The organism is bacterium (assembly GCA_016699125.1).
Classification (GTDB): Bacteria; Babelota; Babeliae; order Babelales; family Vermiphilaceae; genus AWTP1-30.
In genome coordinates this window covers 690,865-710,514 of record CP064961.1, presented here as the reverse complement: position 1 = coordinate 710,514, position 19,650 = coordinate 690,865, and the positions used below count along the sequence as shown (strand labels likewise).

Annotated in this window: 25 protein-coding genes and 1 pseudogene; 22 read left to right on the top strand and 4 right to left on the bottom strand. The window is 40.4% G+C overall.

Annotated features, from left to right (window positions below):
- Positions 1-79 precede the first annotated feature (79 nt).
- The 4 genes from IPG37_03410 (at position 80) to IPG37_03395 (ending at position 3,460) form a co-directional block, all read left to right on the top strand.
- Entirely contained in the window at positions 80-1,015 is a 936-nt protein-coding gene (locus IPG37_03410; protein ID QQR53480.1) for a lipase family protein, read from the top strand.
- 115 nt (positions 1,016-1,130) lie between these two features.
- Positions 1,131-2,117, top strand: coding sequence for a hypothetical protein (locus IPG37_03405; protein ID QQR53479.1), 987 nt, complete (start codon positions 1,131-1,133; stop codon positions 2,115-2,117).
- A 44-nt stretch (positions 2,118-2,161) separates the two neighbouring features.
- Positions 2,162-2,824: a hypothetical protein gene (locus tag IPG37_03400; protein ID QQR53478.1), complete on the top strand. Its 663-nt coding sequence runs from the start codon at positions 2,162-2,164 to the stop codon at positions 2,822-2,824.
- A gap of 78 nt (positions 2,825-2,902) precedes the next feature.
- Entirely contained in the window at positions 2,903-3,460 is a 558-nt protein-coding gene (locus IPG37_03395; GenBank protein QQR53477.1) for a hypothetical protein, read from the top strand.
- 65 nt (positions 3,461-3,525) lie between these two features.
- Here IPG37_03395 and IPG37_03390 read toward each other — a convergent pair whose 3' ends face one another.
- Entirely contained in the window at positions 3,526-4,026 is a 501-nt protein-coding gene (locus IPG37_03390) for a hypothetical protein (GenBank protein ID QQR53476.1), read from the bottom strand.
- A 110-nt stretch (positions 4,027-4,136) separates the two neighbouring features.
- Here IPG37_03390 and IPG37_03385 point away from each other — a divergent pair.
- Positions 4,137-4,897: pseudogene (locus IPG37_03385) on the top strand (IS5 family transposase).
- A gap of 155 nt (positions 4,898-5,052) precedes the next feature.
- Here IPG37_03385 and IPG37_03380 read toward each other — a convergent pair.
- Positions 5,053-6,600, bottom strand: a complete 1,548-nt coding sequence (locus tag IPG37_03380; GenBank protein ID QQR53475.1) for a hypothetical protein — start codon at positions 6,598-6,600, stop codon at positions 5,053-5,055.
- Between the two features lie 259 nt (positions 6,601-6,859).
- Here IPG37_03380 and rplM point away from each other — a divergent pair, with 259 nt between their 5' ends.
- Positions 6,860-7,303 (top strand): 50S ribosomal protein L13, encoded by a 444-nt coding sequence (gene rplM, locus IPG37_03375; GenBank protein ID QQR53474.1) that lies wholly within the window; start codon positions 6,860-6,862, stop codon positions 7,301-7,303.
- A gap of 15 nt (positions 7,304-7,318) precedes the next feature.
- Here rplM and IPG37_03370 read toward each other — a convergent pair whose 3' ends face one another.
- Together IPG37_03370 and IPG37_03365 are read right to left on the bottom strand one after the other, a co-directional pair.
- On the bottom strand, positions 7,319-8,374 hold the full coding sequence (locus IPG37_03370) for a hypothetical protein (protein ID QQR53473.1): 1,056 nt from the start codon (positions 8,372-8,374) through the stop codon (positions 7,319-7,321).
- A gap of 134 nt (positions 8,375-8,508) precedes the next feature.
- Positions 8,509-9,639: a site-2 protease family protein gene (locus tag IPG37_03365; protein ID QQR53472.1), complete on the bottom strand. Its 1,131-nt coding sequence runs from the start codon at positions 9,637-9,639 to the stop codon at positions 8,509-8,511.
- 284 nt (positions 9,640-9,923) lie between these two features.
- Here IPG37_03365 and IPG37_03360 point away from each other — a divergent pair, with 284 nt between their 5' ends.
- The 16 genes from IPG37_03360 (at position 9,924) to rplN (ending at position 19,646) form a co-directional block, all read left to right on the top strand.
- Positions 9,924-10,313: a 30S ribosomal protein S12 gene (locus tag IPG37_03360; protein ID QQR53471.1), complete on the top strand. Its 390-nt coding sequence runs from the start codon at positions 9,924-9,926 to the stop codon at positions 10,311-10,313.
- Positions 10,314-10,335: 22 nt separating this feature from the next.
- Positions 10,336-10,818 (top strand): 30S ribosomal protein S7, encoded by a 483-nt coding sequence (rpsG, locus tag IPG37_03355; GenBank protein QQR53470.1) that lies wholly within the window; start codon positions 10,336-10,338, stop codon positions 10,816-10,818.
- 12 nt (positions 10,819-10,830) lie between these two features.
- The gene (gene fusA, locus IPG37_03350) at positions 10,831-12,900 is read left to right on the top strand and encodes an elongation factor G (GenBank protein QQR53469.1); all 2,070 of its coding nucleotides are present in this window, start codon (positions 10,831-10,833) and stop codon (positions 12,898-12,900) included.
- Between the two features lie 26 nt (positions 12,901-12,926).
- On the top strand, positions 12,927-14,117 hold the full coding sequence (gene tuf / locus IPG37_03345) for an elongation factor Tu (protein ID QQR53468.1): 1,191 nt from the start codon (positions 12,927-12,929) through the stop codon (positions 14,115-14,117).
- Between the two features lie 17 nt (positions 14,118-14,134).
- Positions 14,135-14,440 (top strand): 30S ribosomal protein S10, encoded by a 306-nt coding sequence (gene rpsJ / locus IPG37_03340; protein ID QQR53467.1) that lies wholly within the window; start codon positions 14,135-14,137, stop codon positions 14,438-14,440.
- Between the two features lie 32 nt (positions 14,441-14,472).
- Entirely contained in the window at positions 14,473-15,099 is a 627-nt protein-coding gene (gene rplC, locus IPG37_03335; GenBank protein ID QQR53466.1) for a 50S ribosomal protein L3, read from the top strand.
- Positions 15,100-15,112: 13 nt separating this feature from the next.
- Complete coding sequence (gene rplD / locus IPG37_03330) at positions 15,113-15,769, top strand: 50S ribosomal protein L4 (protein ID QQR53465.1); 657 nt, start codon at positions 15,113-15,115, stop codon at positions 15,767-15,769.
- The gene (locus IPG37_03325) at positions 15,760-16,074 is read left to right on the top strand and encodes a 50S ribosomal protein L23 (protein ID QQR53464.1); all 315 of its coding nucleotides are present in this window, start codon (positions 15,760-15,762) and stop codon (positions 16,072-16,074) included. The genes rplD and IPG37_03325 overlap by 10 nt, the downstream gene beginning before the upstream one ends.
- A 12-nt stretch (positions 16,075-16,086) precedes the next feature.
- A complete protein-coding gene (gene rplB / locus IPG37_03320; protein ID QQR53463.1) occupies positions 16,087-16,911 on the top strand; it encodes a 50S ribosomal protein L2 in 825 nt (274 codons plus the stop codon).
- 21 nt (positions 16,912-16,932) lie between these two features.
- Positions 16,933-17,220, top strand: coding sequence for a 30S ribosomal protein S19 (gene rpsS / locus IPG37_03315; protein ID QQR53462.1), 288 nt, complete (start codon positions 16,933-16,935; stop codon positions 17,218-17,220).
- A gap of 86 nt (positions 17,221-17,306) precedes the next feature.
- On the top strand, positions 17,307-17,651 hold the full coding sequence (gene rplV, locus IPG37_03310; protein ID QQR53461.1) for a 50S ribosomal protein L22: 345 nt from the start codon (positions 17,307-17,309) through the stop codon (positions 17,649-17,651).
- A 1-nt stretch (position 17,652) separates the two neighbouring features.
- Entirely contained in the window at positions 17,653-18,303 is a 651-nt protein-coding gene (gene rpsC, locus IPG37_03305; protein ID QQR53460.1) for a 30S ribosomal protein S3, read from the top strand.
- 14 nt (positions 18,304-18,317) lie between these two features.
- Positions 18,318-18,731, top strand: a complete 414-nt coding sequence (rplP, locus tag IPG37_03300; protein QQR53459.1) for a 50S ribosomal protein L16 — start codon at positions 18,318-18,320, stop codon at positions 18,729-18,731.
- A 9-nt stretch (positions 18,732-18,740) separates the two neighbouring features.
- Positions 18,741-18,944: a 50S ribosomal protein L29 gene (gene rpmC / locus IPG37_03295; protein ID QQR53458.1), complete on the top strand. Its 204-nt coding sequence runs from the start codon at positions 18,741-18,743 to the stop codon at positions 18,942-18,944.
- A gap of 33 nt (positions 18,945-18,977) precedes the next feature.
- Positions 18,978-19,256, top strand: coding sequence for a 30S ribosomal protein S17 (rpsQ, locus tag IPG37_03290; protein QQR53457.1), 279 nt, complete (start codon positions 18,978-18,980; stop codon positions 19,254-19,256).
- Between the two features lie 21 nt (positions 19,257-19,277).
- On the top strand, positions 19,278-19,646 hold the full coding sequence (gene rplN, locus IPG37_03285; GenBank protein ID QQR53456.1) for a 50S ribosomal protein L14: 369 nt from the start codon (positions 19,278-19,280) through the stop codon (positions 19,644-19,646).
- Positions 19,647-19,650 lie beyond the last annotated feature (4 nt).

Sequence of the window (19,650 nt, the reverse complement as noted above, 5' to 3'; positions counted from 1 at the left end):
TAAAAAGTACTTTACGTGATATTTTTTTATGAAAAAAGTAGTAAAAATGCTTTTATATATTTTTTTAAGTAGTTGTATTATGTCTTCAGTATTTGTTGCCGAATCCGCCTCTGTCGTGTATCCGGAAGAGATAAATGCTGCTCATCATGCGATGCTTGTTGGGCAGGCATTTAGTTTGTATGATCTTTCATCAGATGATCAAAATGATGTTAATTTTGCTATTGATTTTAAAAAAGTCTGTGCAGTACCGATCATTAAGCGGTATCTCTTTTTAGAAAAATATATTTCAAACAAGCAATTGATTGCCGGGTGGCAGTTTAGGCCCATTCTGGCGTGCGTTGGAAAGTCAGACTGGAAACATTGTTCAAAAAAGATGCTTGTGGGTATGTTTGCATACAACAGTGAGCAAAAAACTATTATCATGAGCTTTCGTGGTTCGAAAAGGCTCTTGGATTGGTTCCACAATCTTAATTTTAAAAAAAAACAACCATTTTTTATTAATGATATGAGTATAAAAGTACATGCTGGGTACCTTGCGATTCTTAAAAATGCTGCGGATGCCATTAACAATATCATCAAAGAGCTGCGATTACAGCATCAGATGGACGATTGGAAAGTTGTAGTGACTGGGCATAGTTTGGGAGGTGCTGTTGCAACACTTGCTGCCGGATATATGCGAACGGTGTTGACTGAGTTAACGAACATTAAGCTTTTTACGTTCGGTGCGCCACCAGTTGGCTGTGCTTTTTTTAACAGTTGGCTGGCTACTCAGAACATTAGTACTACGGCATTTCATCATTCTGGTGATCCTGCTCCTTTTAATCCGACCTGTCGGGGATTAGTTTTTCCTGAGCCTATTGTAATCTTAAAACCGCAAAAACGGTTTTTCTTTTTGAAGGCTCATGCGATGAGTCGTTATCTTCAAACACTTTATGAACGTGGTAATATCCCACCAGAAAATAGGTTAATTTTTACAAAGTTTGTATTTTCTCGGCAACCGTTTACAAAAAAATAGATCTCTATTGCTGAGTTGTTCTAACTCGCAAGTGTGCGGTTTTTTATTCCTTCTGTTTGCAAACTCTGAAAAATAACACTACATTAAACTGGCATTTTTTTTTAGACAGGTTAGTGTGGTGGTTCGTATTCTTTTACTTCTTATTTTTGCTGAACTTGCCGGTCATGGGTTTACAAAAGAGATAAAAATTTTGACCGACTCTGGCCTTGACCATGTTGCAGAACTTTCTGAGTATGCTTCTATTGTGTCGCAGGATTTACAATTACAGCGACTGCGCTCAAGGCAGATTTTTTATAAAGATAGTGTTATTAAGATCACCGTTGCCGATCAGGTAATTATCTGTGCAAAGGAGCAACTGTTCTGGTCGGTTGAACATGAAGACTGGCTTGCCGCAGTTGATTTTGCACCCGGCGATCATCTGTTAAGTGCTATTTCTGGTCCGCTTGAAATTACTGCTATTGAGTTGATAGATGGACCCCATCTTTTGTATGGTTTAACTGTTGATCCCCCTCATGAACTACTGGTTGGTTCACGACATATTATTGCTCATAATATAACACCGTTTTTGAGTATCAGTTTTCTGTTTGCGTTTGGCGAAGGGATACAGTTTGTTGGTACCACTGTTTTTGCAGGGTTCATTGCATTTGGTCTCTATTTTGGTGCCCATTTTGCAAAAGATTTTGATGGCAAACTGTCATGTGAGCCGGGATTAAATGATGGTATCTTTTATACCCCTGGGCCACCTCTGTTTCCCAATGATGATGATGACGAAGATGATGAGCAGTCAAGTACCCATCCGTACGGTGTGTATAAAGGTGCTTCGTATCATAAATCGATACAAAATGGCAGAAAAAGTCCTGCGCCAAAAAATGGTCAAAGGGCATTAGATAGGTCCATTGCAGTTGAAGGAAATGCAAGACGGCGTGTGAGTGTCTGTGACGGTGAGATTGTTATTTTTAACAAAACTGCAGAAGGCGAGTATCATGGATATACCATGACCTGGGATGAGATTGTCTCTAGTGGATATGGTGGCATGGAGGATGTACAGACTGCGCTCATTACCAACCGTTTGATTACCAGAAAGGGCAAGCTGCTTGTGTAACCGACTTTTGCATTGGTCATTGATCTTTAACGTTGTGGAAAACAATGAATAAAGTTACGACTCGCACAGTGGTAACGTTTCATATAGATAGTCATGCAAAAATAGAGTTCATCTTGCCGTCTGAAAATCTGAATGCAATCACCTGTTTTGAAGGTGCTGCTATTATTTTGTACCTTAACGATCAGACCTATAATTTAAATAACGGCATATCCGCTTTTGATGATATACGCCATGATCTTGATGTAATTATCGAAAAAATTGGTGCAGCGATTGCACAAAAACTTATTTTGCCAGAATCACAGGCACTATTGTTGGGAAAGTTGTATGCCCATGCAACCTTTTTTACGCTTGCAAAGGTGAAAGCAAGAGCACTTGGAGTTACGTATGATGAATCTGGTATTTCAGTTGCAAAAAAACATATGCTCTGGTTCAAAGATGTTGCGTTGTACGTGTTTAATGGTCAAGACGGATCGATTAGATTGATTATTGCACCGTCGTACCGTTCACATGATTTTTTCGATCCTGATGAAGCAGAAGATCAGATAGATTTTTCATATTATCACCAGTACCTGAAGCAGTATCATGTCATTGACCAGAAACGATTGACAAAGCGTCTGGCCCAAAAATGGGTTTCGCAGGCGCAGCGGTTGTTAAAAATTATTGAGTGCAATGTGTTACGCCTCATACATGATAAAGCTATTGAATAAAAGGCTGTCGGTCTGGGTGTAGGCTTTTGGCAAAGCTGTGGTACACTCATTCTGATTTTTTTGATTACAAAGACGTGTATGAGCAGAATAGTTTTGTTGAATGGATGCAGTTCGTCGGGCAAAAGCTCATTAATTCGGGCGTTTCAAGGCATGAGTCAGTCGTTCTGGCTTGCAACCGGTATCGACGCTTTTATTGACATGGTGCCGCAACACAAAATGGAGCATTATTTTGTACAGATTCCTGGACATAACCGGTACGGACCGACCATGCGCGTTGAAAATACGCCAGCAGGAGTTACGTTTTTTGGCCAACTGCCCTCTTTTGTGCAGTTGTGTGCCGATCGTGGTCATGACCTGATTATTGACGAGGTACTGTTTGATGAGCAGACGTTGGCATTGTACCGATCGGTTTTGCGTGAGCATCAGTTTTTGTATGTTGGTGTGTTGTGCGAGCTTGCCCAGCTGCAACAGCGTGAGATTATGCGCAAAGACAGAAAGCCGGGCCTTGCAAATGATCAGTTTCATCGCATTCATGAAGGGATTCGCAAAAACTATGATTTTACGGTTGATACTACGCATCTGTTGCCAAAAAATGCAGCTGAAAAGCTTTTGGAATGGGTAGAAAAAAGGCAATAAAAAAAGGCAGCAGATTGACTGCTGCCTTTTGAGTTTTGGTTATAACTTATCAAAGTCAAGGATTATTATTCATAAACAAAATTAATGTTTTTTAATGCTTTTTCGTGATCCTTTTTTGCCATCTTCATCGTATTCGAGCTTTTGTTTAAATTATCTAGCAACCAAGCATCCATTATTAATGAAAGTGCAAAGATTCCAGGAGCGCCATATGGCGTTATGAGGGTCGAATTTTTAAAAGAATAGCTGTGCGCACGCCAGTTCAAATAATCTATAATGAACATGGTAAAAATAAGTCCACCTCCTATATAACCCAATCTGATTGTCCCTGATGTATAGTTAGCAGAACCTTTCGAAAAGATATTCTGAGCGATTTCAAGTGTTTTGTAGGTTGGCATATTTTTTTCATTTAAGCGTTTGGTTGCGACTGCAAAATCAAATGCTCCATTTTTTTTAGGATCTTGTGCATTTTTTTCCTGTTGGTCTATCTTCCACTCGTTAAACTCAGTTTGATTAATTGTAATTTTTGTTTGCTGCATACTTATTAAAAAATTGCACGAAAACAGCATGCTCGCACTTGCATAAGGTGTGTCCTCAATTTGAAATGAGGTAATGACGTTGCATTTTCACTACAAAATGATAAGTTTTTTGTATCAGAAATCAGCAACGAGGATAAGCAATGGTACGTCGAGTTATTACAGACAGTATTTGGTCACAACTAGAAGAGATACTATGTAAACATGGATGCCACCTGTGGGGCAATGAGCGGAATATAATGGAAGCAATCCTTTGGAAATTGCGGACTGGAGGACCATGGAGGGATATTCCATCCGAATTTTGTCCGTGGCAAACAGCATTTAATCGATTTAATCGTTGGTCAAAAAAAGGGCTATGGGAAGGTTTTTTTTATGCTACGAAAAGAAGTTGATAAAGAATGGGTATTCGCCGACGGAAGTTATGTTAGAGCTCACCAACATGCGACTGGAGCTCAGCGTGGTCAAGAGCGAGCAATTGGAAGATCCGCTGGTGGACTTACTACAAAGATTCATATGTGCACCGATGCGCATGGAAATCCGCTCAATTTTAAAATCACTGGGGTCAAGTGCACGATTCAAAGGTTGCAAACGAATTAATCGACCTGGCCGAAGGAGCGGAATATTTTATCGCTGACAAAGGCTATGATGCTGATAGTATTCGTATCTATGGACGGACAAAAGGAATGCAAGTAATTATACCAAAAGAAAAAAACAGCACTAGACCAGATCCAGAATTTGATGCTCATTTGTATAAAAATCGACACTTAGTTGAAAATCTTTTGCACGACTCAAGCATTTTCGTGGCATTGCTATGCGTTTTGAAAAACTTGCTAGAAACTTCCAATCTATGCTCTACATCGCATCTATGCACATATGGTTGAAGCTTTTATGCCCTACTAATTAAATTGAGGACACACCTTAATATACTTTGTAGTTCATAACGTCACCTTCGAAAAAAATGTAATTAACAATAAAAACCTTAACTTCAGTGACAAAGTGTAAAAAGGGTTATGATGAAAGTCAAACTTTATGTACAAACTGTTTTGAGGTATTCGCTTTTTACCACCGTTTTTTCAAAAACATGATCAGTCCAAGGTTGACCGTGGCGCTTAATCCAAAACAGAGTGGGTATGCCAATGAATGCCAGGTATGTGCAAAAAAACCGACCGATGCAAAATAGATGATGCAGCCAAAAACCACCGGCATGGCGTACGCAAGTTGCGTTTTAAAATGTTGTTCGGCAGTCACCTGTGCGGCAGCGGCCGACATTGCCGTCGTTTCAGAAAAAAGTGACAGATGGTCGCCACACAATGCGCCTGAAAAAATAGCGCCGATGGTCTGATAAAGCAGAGGAATCTGACTACTTTCAACTGCAGTTTCGATGTTGTGTAGCTTCAAAAGCATCGGAATACCGATCGGCAAAAGGAGCCCAAAGGTTCCCCATGACGTTCCTGTTGAAAAGGCGATTGCAAGTGAGGTCAAAAAGAAGATGAGTGGCATGAGCCCGGTTGAAACATAGGTCTGTGCGATTGTGGCCAAAAAGGCACCCGTTTTCAGGTCATTGCGTGCAAGATGGCTGAAAATGGAAAGCAGAAAAATAATGAACAGTACGTTGTACATGAGGCCAAAACTGTTTTTGATTGCGTGCAGACAGTCAAACGCGCTCAGCATTCCGGTCTGCCAGAAATAAAGGCTTGTTAAGACAAAGGTGGTGCTGCTTGCAACAGCCAAAATAAAAAATATGTCGGTGTTATGTTTGAATGCTTGAAAAATCGATCGGCTACCACCAAACAGAGCTGCATCATTTTGAAAAAGAATGAGGCACACAATGAGCCCGATCAGCAAAAGCAGGGGGCCAAAAAGATGAACTGTTTTTGCTGTATGAGATACAGGTTCGTTTCCATGAAAAATCTGTTGTGGTGTTTCGTCTTTTTCAGCCTGTTTGATGGGACCAAAACTTATTCGTTTTAACACGATAAAAAGCACCGTCATGATTGTCAAAATCGAATACATGGTGTGTGGCATGCTGTAAAGATAGACGGTGAACGGGTCGGACGCGATGATGTCGTTTTTACCGATTCCTGATGCGGTCAGATAGGAGGTGAGCGTTGCGACCCAGCTTGAAAGTGGCATCAAAATGACCACGGTGCCGGAAAGTGCATGAATCAAATAGGCGAGTTTGACGCGGGGAATACCCACCGTGTCGGTCAGTGATCTGAGTACCTGGCCCGTGGTCAAGATGCTCAGATAATCGTCGATTGACAGGCAAAATGATGAAGCGACCGCAGCAAGTTCAATGCCCCGTTTTGTTTTTATTTTTCGGGTCATGCGCTGCGCAAATGCCTGCGCGCTCCCTGTTTTTAAAAACAGTTCAATTAATGAGGGCAGAGCGATTAAAAAGAGGTATAAAAACCAGCTATCCTTGTTTGCAATCTGGTCGTTAATTTGTGAAAAAAAGAGCTGGAAAAAGGTATACAATGATCCGGCAGATAGCAGCCAGACGCCCACAACAATTCCTATCAAAAGTCCTTTTTGGACCTGTCCTGACAATAAAGTTACAAAAATGACCGTCAAAAAAGGGATTATCGGAACTGCATTTTCAATCATGGTTTAAAATTTCGTTTTTCAAGGGTTGTGTATAAGCAAACAGAATTTGGCTTTAAAAGGTCAATAGTTGCTGTCTATTCTGCGATGCAATCGTTTTTTTGTCAATCATTTTGCAGGTTGCAGCCACGCTGTTTTGAAAAAAGTAAAGATGCATTGTTTGTCTTTGACAATTATATTGACCAAAATCAGTTTTTTGTTTATCTTTGACAGGAGAGTTTAAAAAATCATATAAATTTCTGAAAATAAAGGTCTTGCGATCATGATTATGAATAAAGCGTTTTATTTGAAAAAAGAAGATCGTGCCCCAAAATGGCGAGTTATCGATGCAGAGGGTAAGATTTTAGGCCGTTTGGCAACACAGATTGCCGATGCATTGCGTGGCAAAGACAAGCCATATTACACGCCGCACACCGATTGTGGTGATTATGTGGTGGTTATCAATGCTGACAAAGTGGTCATGACCGGTCAAAAAATGAGCGACAAAGAATACGTGACCTACAGCGGCTGGATGAGCGGTAAAAAGGTTACATTAGCAAAAGATCTTATGAAAAAGCACCCAACAAAAATTGTTGAACTTGCAGTCAAAAGAATGTTGCCAAAAAATACCCTTAACAGTGACATCTATCGTAAATTAAAAGTGTACGCTGGTTCCGAGCATCCTCACAAAGCGCAAGAAATTGGTTTTGCACCAAAAGTAAAATAGTAGCTTCGAGTAAATTTAACTCTGCGAGTGTGCCTGTACAATTCGCTGGAGCCATGGAAGTAGTTCTGCGTCTGTTGCATGGGTTTTTGAAAAACGTTCTTTTTCATGTAAGACTATCCATGATGGTGGATTTGTCCTGAACTTTGCAAGCTTGTATGCATATTGTGCTATGTCGTTGAACAATAGTGAAGGCATGAGTTCTGCCATATATTCATGTGTTTTAGTAAAGGCAAACCAGCTCGGGTTATTATTTGTTGTTTTACCATAGTATTTTTCTATAAGCATTTTTACATGTTGGGTAGTTATTCCGTGTCCCTCGATAATATGCGTGATTTCATGATGAATTGTGTGTTCTATGAACTGTTTATGGAATAGTGGCGCAGCTGGACGTGCGTGTTTTGGAAAAATGAAATCTTTTAGATCCTTTTTAAATGTTTTTAATTCAAGCTTTATTTGGTCAGTTATGTTTTTGAATTCCTTGTATTCGGCTGGGAATGAAAATTTTTTGACGTAGTCCATCCATATAGTTTGATTGTGTATATACTTATCCCAATTTTGTTTTGTATCAAAACCAACCATTGGTCTGAAGTTTGTTCCGCCAATTATTCGCCATGTGTTGTTTGTTAAGGTCTGTCTGTATTCATAGTTAGTAATGGCCCATGCAGAGGCAGATTGTACAGGGGACCATCCATTGCTGGATTCGATTAAGATTCCTATTTTTTCAGGGTTTATGCCACGTGCCACGGTACACCGTTTTGTATATTCTTCAAACTTTTCATAAACAAAGGGTGTATTGGCAGGGTAAACGGATGGCATGGTGATCGCCGCATCTTTCTGTGCAAGGTGTATTTTTAAATCTGCTTTGCATTTTTCAATATCTTTAAACGTTTCTGCCCATTCCGATTCGGAAATCAATGGAAACGCCTTTTTTAATTCTGCGATCGCATTCGTTTCCAACATGCGGATATCGGCCTCAATCTGTTTTAGCGTTAGTTTTGTAACCATTGCGCAAACAGGCCCAAAAAGCTGCATGCATAGAAAAAATAATAGTAAAGACCGTAATGACTTCATGATATCCTCCATTTACTTTCAAGCATATCATGAATAAAAAATAAGCCAATTTGAATTAATAATAATCTGATGCGTGCATGAAAATACCCCGGTCAAAAGAGGGACGCTCAATTGACCGGGGTATTTTAGAGCTTTTAAAATAAATGTTTCAAAAGAGGTGCGGCGATCCGCATAATATCTTGCCAGCTCAAATAAGCAAATAATGCCATGAATCCGATCCAGCAGGCCATGTGGATGCCGATTTTTGCTTTTTCATTGAGCGGAAATCCCATGATCGCTTCAATAGTGTAAAACACAATCTGTCCACCATCCAAAATAGGCACTGGTAACATGTTCAAAACCGCAAGGTTGATGCTGATAATTGCCAAAAATATGAAAAACAATAAAATGCCTTCATTTGCCATTTTCGCACTCATGTGAACAATCATGAGTGGTCCGGCCATCTCTTTGACATTTTTGCTCAAAGAAAGATGTTTGAAGTCGTTAATGATGTTTCCAATCCAGCGATGTGTTTCGGTAATGCCACGTTTGATTGCATCAAAAAGGGAAGCGGCTTTTTCTGATTCTGTTTCGAAAATAATGCCCATCGATGCTGTCTGTTGTCCGCGTTGGTAAGTGATTTTTGGTTTTAATGAGGTTGTTATCTCTTTTCCGTTTCGTTCAAGCACTATTTCTACATTTGCTTCGCTTAGTTCGGTGGTGCGACCTGTGTAGGTTGCAATGCCTTTTTCTAAAGGAAGCTTATTGATTGTTTTTATCACGTCGCCTGGCATAATCTTGCCATCTGCTGCAGATTGAGGTATGACGTGTGCCACTGTGGTAGTTGCATTAGTTGGATACAGCAGTTGTGTTTTGGGGGTTCCTACAAAAAAGATGGTGATAAAAACAAGGTAAGCAAAGATCAGGTTGAAAAGTATGCCACCGATCATGACTGCAAACTGCTGCCAGAAAGGTTTTTTGCCAAATGAGCGTTCATCTTGCAGTTGTGCGTGTGCCTGATCACCCTGGCCAACTTCCTGTGCGCCAGCTATTTCAACATATCCTCCCAGCGGGATCAAAGAGAGTTTGAATAGGGTGTCACCGATCATTTTTGAAAAGAGTACCGGTCCAAAGCCTATAGAAAATGATGGGGTGTAGATATTAAACAGTTTGCAAAACAGAAAGTGCCCAAACTCATGAAATGCTATCAAGAATGCTAATCCGACAAGCCCTGCTAAAATAAAGGGGAAATGGTTTAATAGAGTGAAGAGCGATGAAAAAATCATTATTTTCCTTTGTGTTTTTAATATAAATATGTTTTTTCATGATAACACATAAGTTGCTATTTTTTCAAACGGATAATTTTTAAATTTGCTTTTTTTTCTTTTTTTCTTGAAAGTTATTGCGAGAATTGCTTTTTACTTGAAAAAATCTATAGAAAAGGTAGAATAGCTGAAAATGCGTTTCATAAAGTAAGCATTTGAGTTATAAACATAGGCTTTTTGACGATTTTAAAAAATCAACAGAAAAGTTGTCGTAAAACTATATTAAGAAGCAAGGAATAGCGCATATGCCAACAATAAACCAGTTGTGCCGTTTTGGTAGAAGACAGATGAAATCGAAGTCTAAAAGCCATGCATTAAAGGGCAAGGGAGGGCAGAAGAGCCCATTTGCAAGTGGTAGGTGTATTAAAGTGTTTACGGCAACACCTAAAAAGCCTAACTCAGCTTTGCGTAAAGTCGCTCGGGTGAAGTTGCTTAATGGATATGAAGTAACCGCATATATTCCTGGCGAAGGGCATAATCTTCAGGAGCACTCTGTTGTTTTGATTCGTGGTGGTCGCGTGAAAGACTTACCAGGTGTGAAATATCACATTGTTCGGGGGGCGCTTGATGCAGCTGGTGTTGAAGGAAGAAAGCAGGCTCGATCTTTGTATGGTGCTAAGAAGCCAAAAAGTTAGTTTTTAATTAAAAGGGTTTTTCATGCCAAGGCGTAGAAACAAAGAATTTGTAAGAGATGTCGGTGTTGATGAACGTTTCAGTTCTTCTCTGGTGCAAAAGTTGATTAATGTTGTGATGAAATGTGGCAAAAAGAGCATTGCGCGTAGAATTGTGTACGATGCGATGGACCTTGTAGGTAAAAAAATTAGTGGCGATGATCAGAAGATCTTACAAGCTTTTGAAAAAGCATTTGATCAGATTGTGCCTCATGTTGAAGTGCGTTCTCGCCGTGTTGGTGGTGGTGTGTATCAGGTTCCGGTAGAAGTGAACCCTAAAAGACAGAAATCATTGGCATTGCGTTGGCTTGTTCAGGCAGCGCAAGAACGTTCTGATAAGGTAATGGGTCTACGTTTAGGACATGAAATTTTGGATGTACTTGAAGGCCGTGGTGGCGCTTTAAAGAAACGTACGGAAGTTCAGCGAATGGCTGAAGCTAACCGAGCATTCTCTCATTATGCATGGTAAAAGGAGTATCTGATGAGTAGGCCGTTAGAAAGATATCGTAATATTGGTATAGCAGCGCACATTGATGCTGGCAAAACTACTGTTACGGAGCGTATTCTATTTTATACAGGCGTTGTGCACAAGATTGGCGAAGTTCATGAAGGCGCAGCTACCATGGACTGGATGGAGCAGGAGCAGGAGCGTGGTATTACTATTACGTCTGCTGCAACAACCTGTCTTTGGAAAGATCATCAAATCAATATTATTGATACACCAGGACACGTTGATTTTACGATTGAAGTTGAACGATCATTACGTGTTTTGGATGGTGTTGTGGCTGTTTTTTCTGCAGTTGATGGGGTGCAGCCTCAGTCTGAAACCGTATGGAAACAGGCAAGCCGCTATAAGGTTCCGCGCGTTATTTTTGCCAATAAAATGGATCGCGTTGGGGCCGATTTTTTTCATGTGATTAACGATGTGAATACACGTTTGCATGGCAATGCGGTTGCTATGCAGCTTCCAGTTGGTCAAGCGGAGCAGTTTAGTGCGATTATAGACGTGCTCACAAGAAAGATGGCAACGTTCAGTGAAGAAGATGGTGGTGTGACGATTACATGGTCTGATGTTCCTTCTGAATATACAGCAAAACTTCAAGAGCTGTATGAAAAAATTGTTGCAGCGGCAGCTGATTTTGATGATGAGGTAGCAGAAGCGTACCTTGCAGGACGTGATGTGTCGATTGATGCTATCAAACGTGGCTTGCGCAAAGGTGTGTTAGTTCAGAAAGTAACGCCAGCATTCTGCGGTACTGCTTTTAAAAACAAAGGTGTACAGCTCTTATTGGATGCGGTGGTTGACTATCTTCCATCGCCTTTAGATATTCCTCCTGTGCAAGGCACAAAACAGGATTCAGAAGAAAAGGTTGCCATTCTTGCTGATCCGAGCGCTCCTTTTTCTGCACTTGCTTTTAAAATTATGACTGATCCTTTCGTGGGTATTTTAACCTTTATTCGCGTGTATGCGGGTACCCTTGAATCCGGTTCTTATGTATATAATATTCGCAGTGGAACACGAGAACGCGTTGGTCGTCTTTTAAAAATGCATGCAAATAAACGGGAAGAGATCGATTCTGTGCGCGCTGGTGATATTGCCGCGATTGTGGGTGTAAAAGACACCATTACGGGAGATACGCTCAGTTCAGATAAAGATGGTGCGTTGTTAGAATCGATTGTTGTTCCAGTCCCAGTAATTTCAGCATCTGTTGAGCCAAAAAACAAGTCTGATCACGATAAGATGTCAATTGCATTGCGTAAGTTAATGCAAGAAGATCCATCATTCCAGTTTTCTTTTGATGACGAGACAGGTCAAACGGTTATCAAGGGAATGGGTGAGTTACACTTAGAAATTATTGTTGATCGAATGAAGCGCGAGCACAAAGTTGAGGTGGTCCAAGGAAAACCTCAAGTCGCGTATAGAGAAACTATTCAAAAAGCTGTTGATGCCGAAGGTAAGTTTATTAAGCAGTCCGGTGGACGTGGTCAGTATGGTCATGTGTGGATTAAAATGGAGCCGCTCGAACGGGGTGCGGGTTTTAAATTTATCAATGGTATTATCGGTGGAACTGTTCCACGAGAATACATCCCTGGTGTTGAAAAAGGGATAAAAGAAGCACTTACTTCTGGTATTTTGGGTGGATATCCGGTCGTTGATTGTCAAATTACTTTGTACGATGGTTCATATCATGATGTTGACTCGTCTGAAATTGCATTTAAAATTGCAGCTTCGATGGCATTTAAGTCAGCAATGGCTTCTGCTAGTCCTGTACTGCTTGAGCCTGTTATGAAAGTAGTTGTTGACACGCCTGAAGAATATATGGGTGATGTAATGGGTGATCTAAACTCTCGAAGAGGAAGAATTTTGGGCATGGAGGGGGATCTGGGAAAACAAGAAATTGTTGCAGAAGTTCCGTTAGGAAGTATGTTTGGGTATTCAACAGACTTGCGATCTATGACTAAAGGTAGAGCTAGCTATTCGATGGAATTTGAGCGTTATGGCGAGGTTCCAAAGAATGTTCAAGAGGCACTAGTAGGACAAAAAAAATAATATAACTGTTGTAGGAGTATAAAACAATGGCAAAAGGTATATTTGAACGTAAAAAGCCACATGTTAATATTGGTACTATCGGTCACGTTGACCATGGTAAAACAACGTTAACGGCTGCAATTACGACCGTTTTGGCAAAAAAAGGGTATGCTGAAGCTCAAAAATATGATGAGATTGACAAAGCACCAGAAGAAAAAGCACGTGGTATTACCATTTCAACATCACATGTTGAGTATGAAACTGATAAAAGACACTATGCGCACATTGATTGCCCTGGCCATGCTGACTATGTAAAGAATATGATTACTGGTGCAGCGCAGATGGACGGTGCGATCTTGGTTGTATCGGCTATGGATGGTGCAATGCCTCAGACACGCGAACATATCGTTTTGGCAAAAAACGTGAACGTCCCTGCACTTGTTGTGTATCTGAACAAGGTTGATATGGTTGACGATAAAGACATGATCGATATGGTTGAAGAAGAGATCAGGGATTTGTTGAAAAAATATGATTTTCCCGGTGATAAGATTCCTGTGATTCGTGGGTCTGCGTTAAAAGCACTCGAAGGTGATCAAAGCGAGATGGGTGAGCCGTCAATTTTGCGTCTTATGGAAGCGGTTGATAGCTATATTCCAGAACCTCAACGTCAGGTTGACAAACCATTTTGTATGCCAATTGAGGCTGTTTTTTCAATTGCAGGTCGTGGCACTGTGGTGACTGGTCGTATTGAAACTGGAAAAGTTGCTGTTGGTGAAGAAGTTGCTATTGTAGGTTTGGGTGATACTAAAAAAACAACTGTAACGGGCGTTGAAATGTTCAGAAAAGAGCTCAAAGAAGGTCTTGCTGGCGAAAACGTTGGTGTATTGCTTCGTGGTACCAAAAAAGAGGAAGTTGAACGTGGACAGGTGCTTGCAAAGCCAGGTTCGATTACTCCACATAAAAAGTTCAAATGTAAGTGTTATATTTTGAGCAAAGAAGAAGGTGGTCGACATAGTCCGTTCTTTACTGGTTACAGGCCGCAATTTTATTTCCGTACCACCGACGTCACTGGTATTGTAACGTTACCTGCTGGTCGTGAAATGGTTATGCCTGGTGATACTGTTGAACTTACCGTTGAATTAATTAGCACTATTGCGATGGACAAAGATTTGAGATTTGCAATTCGTGAAGGTGGTCGAACGGTTGGATCCGGTGTTGTTACTGAAATTAATGAATAACGTTTGATGGAACTTTGATGAAAAAGCAACGTATTAAATTAAAATTAAAATCACTCGATCATAGATTGTTGGATGCTGCGGTGAAGCAGATTGCTTTAACTGCAAAAAGAACTGGGGCCCAAATTATTGGGCCTATTCCTTTGCCAAGTGAGCATAAGGATTTTACTGTTTTGCGCTCGCCGCATGTTAACAAAAAATCTCGAGAACAGTTTGAGTTAGTTTTGCATAAAAGAAAGATGGACATCGTTTCTCCTTCAAATGTAACAATGGATGCTTTAATGAAGCTGAATGTTTCAGCGGGCGTTGAAGTAGAAATAAAGTAAGCATGTCTAATATTTGAGAAGAAAGTATAAGTATGGTAAATGGTTTGTGGGGCCAAAAAATTGGCATGACACAGCTTTTTGTTGATGGAAAAGCTGTTCCAGTGACGGCAGTTAATGTCGGGCATTGGATTGTGTGTGGTACTAAGACTGTGGCCCAAGATGGATATAACGCATTGCAAGTTGGATGTCTGCGCAAGCGTTATCGATCAATTCCTTTCGATTTGTTATGGTTGAAAAATAAACAGAAGTATTTCTTTTATACCAAAGAGGTGCGTTGTTCTTCTGAGCAACTTGCGACAGCTGCTTTGGGATCAGTAGTTGATTTATTGCAGTTTTTTGCAATAGGTGACCTGGTAAGAGTTTCTGGACTATCAAAGGGTATCGGGTTTGCTGGTGTTTATAAAAGACATAATTTTGGTGGTGCGGCTAAAAGCCATGGTTCGATGATGGGTCGAAGGCCAGGTTCGATAGGGTTTACAAGAAGTTCTGGTGAGATTATGCGTGGGCAGATGATGGCTGGACATGCCGGAAATAAACGTATTTCTATTTTAAATTTGACTGTTGTAAAAATTCTTCAATCTGAAAATGTTCTTATGATTAAAGGATCTGTGCCAGGCAAATCTGGTACATTGGTATTTGTCAAAAGGCAAGGGTTATAATCTTAGGTGACGTATGGTGAAAAAAAGTACAAAAAAAATAGATAGTAACCCGGTTGCTTTCAGATTGGTAGAGTTGAAAGACCTTGGTTTGCATGGTAGTGAGAATAAAACAGTTTCAAAGATGAGTTTTGCTGTTTCCATAAGAGTTTTGTTAAATCAGTGGAGACAGGGAACGGTTGCTTGTAAGGGACGCGCTGATGTAGCTCGTTCAGGTAAAAAACCTTGGAAACAGAAGGGTACTGGTCGTGCACGTGCCGGTACAGCTCGATCTCCTTTGTGGAGAGGAGGCGGTGTTATTCATGGTCCTCAAGCAAGAGTGCGAGTGCTTTCGGTAAACAAAAAAGCAAGAAAAGCTGTTTTTGAAGGACTTATTAACGATCGAGTACACAATAAGTCTGTTTTTGCAGTTGATTGGCTTTTGAATGAAGAGCGTCCAAAAACAAAATATACAAAAGGAATATTGCATGCTTTGCAAATTGAAGGTGAACGTGTGATTGTTTTTTTGAACCAAAACGATCATCTACATTATGCTTCTTTTGCAAATTTAAATAGAGTGCAGATTGTGTTTTTTGATGAACCAAACGCCTATCATTTATCAGTAGCAAAAAAATGGGTCTTTTTAGAAAAAGATGCTGAACAATTTAAACAGATGGTGTCGCGATGGCTATAAGTATTTATGATGTTATACAAGGTCCAGTCGTCTCAAATAAGGCATACAAAGCGAGTCAATCAAATAAGGTTGTGTTGCATGTGCATAAAAATGCTAATGCCGTTATGATAAAAGAGGCTGTGGAAAAGTTTTTCGATGTCAAGGTTGCCAAGGTTAATACGTTAATTACGGTTGGTAAGCGAAGACGTGTTGGTAGAGCGTTTATAGATGGTGCTATAAAAAAACGAGCGTATGTGACTTTGAAAGATGGATACAAGCTTAGTTTCTTTGACCATATTGAGTCAAATGTTAGCAAAAAAGATTAACGAGGAAATGGTATGGCAATTAATCGAAGAAAGCCGCGAAGTGCAGCGTTAAGGTTCCAGTCTTTCTTGAGTAACAATGATATTACAAAAAAATCTCCTGAAAAAGCGCTTGCAAAAGGTATAAAAAGAAGTGGTGGCAGAAATGCGTATGGGCGCATTACCTGTAGGCATCGCGGAGGAGGCGCGGCAAGGAAATATCGAGAGATAGATTTTGCGCGCTCAGAACGAGGAGTACAGGGCTATGTGGCCTCGGTTGAGTATGATCCAAATCGTAACGTTCGTATTGCGCTTGTAGTGTATTTGAACGGAGCGAAAAAGTATATCTTGATGCCAGAAGGTCTTAAAGTTGGTGATCGCATTTTGTCTGGTGAAGATGCTGAAGCACGTGTTGGAAATGCTACACGTGTGCGTAATATACCGGCTGGATTTATGATTCACAATGTGGAAATTAGACCTGGTTCTGGTGGTACCTTTGCACGTAGTGCGGGTATGTTTGCGCAGCTGGTAAGCAAATCTGAAACGCATGCAACTCTGCGGATGCCCTCTGGGGAAGTTCGCATGGTGCCACTTGATGTGTGGGCTACGGTAGGCGTATTAGGTAATGCTGACTTTAAGAATATTTCTTGGGGTAAAGCAGGGCGGACGCGTTATCGTGGTTTTCGTCCAAGTGTCAGGGGTATGGCAATGAACCCTGTGGACCATCCACATGGTGGTGGCGAAGGTCGTTCAAAATCGGGATCGCACCCTCGTTCGCCTTGGGGTAAAGGTTGCAAAGGTACAAGAACTCGAAAACCAAGGCGTACCAATAGGTTGATTATTAGTAGAAGACGTCCATAAATTAGAGTCGAGGTATAAAAGATGGCTAGATCGACATACAAGGGTCCATACGTTGAACCTTCGTTGTATCAAAAAGTGTTAAAAGCAAAACAAAATAGTAAACGTGATGCTATAAAAACATGGTCACGTAGAAGTATGGTGATTCCAGAATTTGTAGGGCTTACTTTTGCTGTGCACAATGGTAAAAAATTTGTTTCCGTATTTGTTACTGAAAATATGGTAGGGCATTACTTGGGGGAATTTGTTCCAACTCGTACTTTCCGTTGGCATAGTGGACAAAGACAGGCGGCTGGTGGTAACCAGAAGTAACAAGTGGTGATTCACAGATTGTTGTTTTTGTTCTTTTACATTATAATTATAAAAATAGATGTCATAGGTGTATTTTCGAGGTTAGAATGAATTTTTCTGCTAAGGCTTTATATATAAAATTTTCTCCGTTTAAATTGCGGCCACTGGTCGATGTAATGCGGGGCAAAACAGCGCAAGCAGCTTTGTGGTGGTTGCATACCTATAAAACGAGGCGTGCTGTTCCGATCTTGAAGTTGTTGAATTCGGCTATTGCGAATGCAAAATCGCTGCAAAATATTTCTGCTGAAGAACTTGTTATTAAAGATATTCGTGTTGACCATGGTCCAACTTATAAATATTTTAAACCTGGTGCACAAGGGCGTGCGAATGTTCAAAAAAAACGTTCCAGCCACATACAAATTCAGTTGGTTGCTTTAACGAAAGAGGTGTAAGGTGGGTCAAAAGGTACATCCGGTAGGTTTTAGAATTGGTGTATACAGGCCGTGGGATGCGCGTTGGTTTGCGCGTCCAAATCAGTATGGCAAATCTTTGCTTGAAGATATTAAGTTGCGAGCTTATCTTGAGAAGCACTTAAAATCTGCTGATATTGCGCGTATCGAAATTGAAAAAGCTGGAAATAGTATTAGAATTGTATTGCATTCAGGTCGTCCTGGTGCTGTGATAGGCAAAAAAGGACAAGGCATTGAAGGTTTGCGTAAAGATATTGCGACATTTTTAGGTAAGTCTAAAGTTGTTGAACTTTCAGTACAAGAACTAAAAAAGCCTGAGTTGAACGCCAGATTAGTAGCAAAAAGTATAGCGGATCAACTGTCTGCACGTGGTTCATATAAAAAAGCGATGAAAACAGCGGCACTGGCTTCAATGAGGGCAGGAGCAAAAGGGATTAAAATCTGTTGTTCTGGTCGTTTGAATGGTGCGGAAATTGCTCGTTCTGAGTGGACGCGAGTTGGATCTGTCCCTTTGCATACATTGAAAGCTGATATTGATTATGCTTTGGCGGAGGCGCTTACTACCTATGGTAAGATTGGTGTAAAGGTGTGGATTTGTAGGGGTGAATATAGGACATTTAACCTTCCGTCTTAAGGTGAGAAATTATCATGTTAATGCCAAAAAAAGTTAAATACAGAAAAGTGCAAAAAGGGCGACTTACGGGTTTGTCAAAGGGTGCCAGAGAGGTATTTTTTGGTGAGTACGGACTTGAAGCAGTCGAGCCATCCAGAATGACAGCGCAGCAGATAGAAGCGATCCGCGTTACCTTATCGCGTGGATTGAAAAAAATAGGGCAGTTTTATTTGCGTGTTTTTCCAGACAAACCAGTGAGTAAGAAACCAGCTGAAACCCGTATGGGTAAAGGTAAAGGTGGAGTTGATCATTGGGTTGCACCAGTAAAAAGAGGCCGTGTGATTTGTGAAGTGGCAGGAGTTGATGAGTTGACCGCAAAAACTATTTTACGTGCAGCTTCTTACAAATTGCCCATGAAAACTAAATTTGTAAAAAAAAATCTTGTGTAGTTGAGTAACATGAAAAGTAAAAAAGTTTTAACTGAATTAAGAAGTCTTGAGTCTGCGGACTTGAGCGAGCAGCTTGTGCTGATGCGTAAAGAGTTGTTATCTTTAAAATTGCAAAGACATACTTCGCATGTCAAAGATTATTCGCGATTTAGTAAGCTACGTAAACTTGTTGCGCAGATTCATACTGTTTTGCGTGAAAAAATATACGACTAAGCATGTATATAGTATTTTGTTAACGAGGAAATGATGACAACTCTAGAGAAAGAAAAGATAAAACGTGTTTTGATTGGTGAGGTTGTGTCTGATAAGATGGAAAAGACTGTGGTAGTTAAAACAGTTCGTATTATCCGGCATCCTAAATTTCATAAGGTTTTGAAGAAGATCAAAAAGTATCTTGTGCATGACGAGAACGAGGCGGCAAAGCCTGGTGACATAGTTGAAATTTATGAAGGTAGGCCAAAATCAAAATTGAAGTATATGTACCTTTCTAAGGTAATAAAAGATGCGGCGGTTCAGGCTGTATAAGATAGTAAGAAAGAATGCACTATGATTCAAAAGCAAACATATTTAAAAGTAGCAGATAATTCTGGAGCAAAAGAGATACAGTGTATCCATTTGGTTGGATCGACTCGTAAACGTTATGGGTATCTTGGAGACCAGATTATATGTGCAGTGAAAGCTGCAACACCAGGTGCGCTTGTAAAAAAAGGTGATGTCGTTCGTGCAGTTATTGTGCGAACAACCAAGGAGTATGCACGCGAAGATGGTAGCTATATTCGATTTGGTGAAAATGCTGCCGTGATTATTAAAAATGATTTGGAAATGGTTGGAACTAGAATTTTTGGTCCGATTGCTCGTGAGTTAAGGGCTGCGGGGTTTGCCAAAATTTTAGGTCTTGCTCCTGAAGTTTTGTAAGGGA

Coding starts and splice junctions, on each gene's coding strand:
- IPG37_03410 (QQR53480.1), top strand. CDS start 80: ATGTCTTCAGTATTTGTTGCCGAATCCGCCTCTGTCGTGTATCCGGAA.
- IPG37_03400 (QQR53478.1), top strand. CDS start 2,162: ATGAATAAAGTTACGACTCGCACAGTGGTAACGTTTCATATAGATAGT.
- IPG37_03395 (QQR53477.1), top strand. CDS start 2,903: ATGAGCAGAATAGTTTTGTTGAATGGATGCAGTTCGTCGGGCAAAAGC.
- IPG37_03390 (QQR53476.1), bottom strand. CDS start 4,026: ATGCTGTTTTCGTGCAATTTTTTAATAAGTATGCAGCAAACAAAAATT.
- IPG37_03380 (QQR53475.1), bottom strand. CDS start 6,600: ATGATTGAAAATGCAGTTCCGATAATCCCTTTTTTGACGGTCATTTTT.
- rplM (QQR53474.1), top strand. CDS start 6,860: ATGATTATGAATAAAGCGTTTTATTTGAAAAAAGAAGATCGTGCCCCA.
- IPG37_03370 (QQR53473.1), bottom strand. CDS start 8,374: ATGAAGTCATTACGGTCTTTACTATTATTTTTTCTATGCATGCAGCTT.
- IPG37_03365 (QQR53472.1), bottom strand. CDS start 9,639: ATGATTTTTTCATCGCTCTTCACTCTATTAAACCATTTCCCCTTTATT.
- IPG37_03360 (QQR53471.1), top strand. CDS start 9,924: ATGCCAACAATAAACCAGTTGTGCCGTTTTGGTAGAAGACAGATGAAA.
- rpsG (QQR53470.1), top strand. CDS start 10,336: ATGCCAAGGCGTAGAAACAAAGAATTTGTAAGAGATGTCGGTGTTGAT.
- fusA (QQR53469.1), top strand. CDS start 10,831: ATGAGTAGGCCGTTAGAAAGATATCGTAATATTGGTATAGCAGCGCAC.
- tuf (QQR53468.1), top strand. CDS start 12,927: ATGGCAAAAGGTATATTTGAACGTAAAAAGCCACATGTTAATATTGGT.
- rpsJ (QQR53467.1), top strand. CDS start 14,135: ATGAAAAAGCAACGTATTAAATTAAAATTAAAATCACTCGATCATAGA.
- rplC (QQR53466.1), top strand. CDS start 14,473: ATGGTAAATGGTTTGTGGGGCCAAAAAATTGGCATGACACAGCTTTTT.
- rplD (QQR53465.1), top strand. CDS start 15,113: ATGGTGAAAAAAAGTACAAAAAAAATAGATAGTAACCCGGTTGCTTTC.
- IPG37_03325 (QQR53464.1), top strand. CDS start 15,760: ATGGCTATAAGTATTTATGATGTTATACAAGGTCCAGTCGTCTCAAAT.
- rplB (QQR53463.1), top strand. CDS start 16,087: ATGGCAATTAATCGAAGAAAGCCGCGAAGTGCAGCGTTAAGGTTCCAG.
- rpsS (QQR53462.1), top strand. CDS start 16,933: ATGGCTAGATCGACATACAAGGGTCCATACGTTGAACCTTCGTTGTAT.
- rplV (QQR53461.1), top strand. CDS start 17,307: ATGAATTTTTCTGCTAAGGCTTTATATATAAAATTTTCTCCGTTTAAA.
- rplP (QQR53459.1), top strand. CDS start 18,318: ATGTTAATGCCAAAAAAAGTTAAATACAGAAAAGTGCAAAAAGGGCGA.
- rpmC (QQR53458.1), top strand. CDS start 18,741: ATGAAAAGTAAAAAAGTTTTAACTGAATTAAGAAGTCTTGAGTCTGCG.
- rpsQ (QQR53457.1), top strand. CDS start 18,978: ATGACAACTCTAGAGAAAGAAAAGATAAAACGTGTTTTGATTGGTGAG.
- rplN (QQR53456.1), top strand. CDS start 19,278: ATGATTCAAAAGCAAACATATTTAAAAGTAGCAGATAATTCTGGAGCA.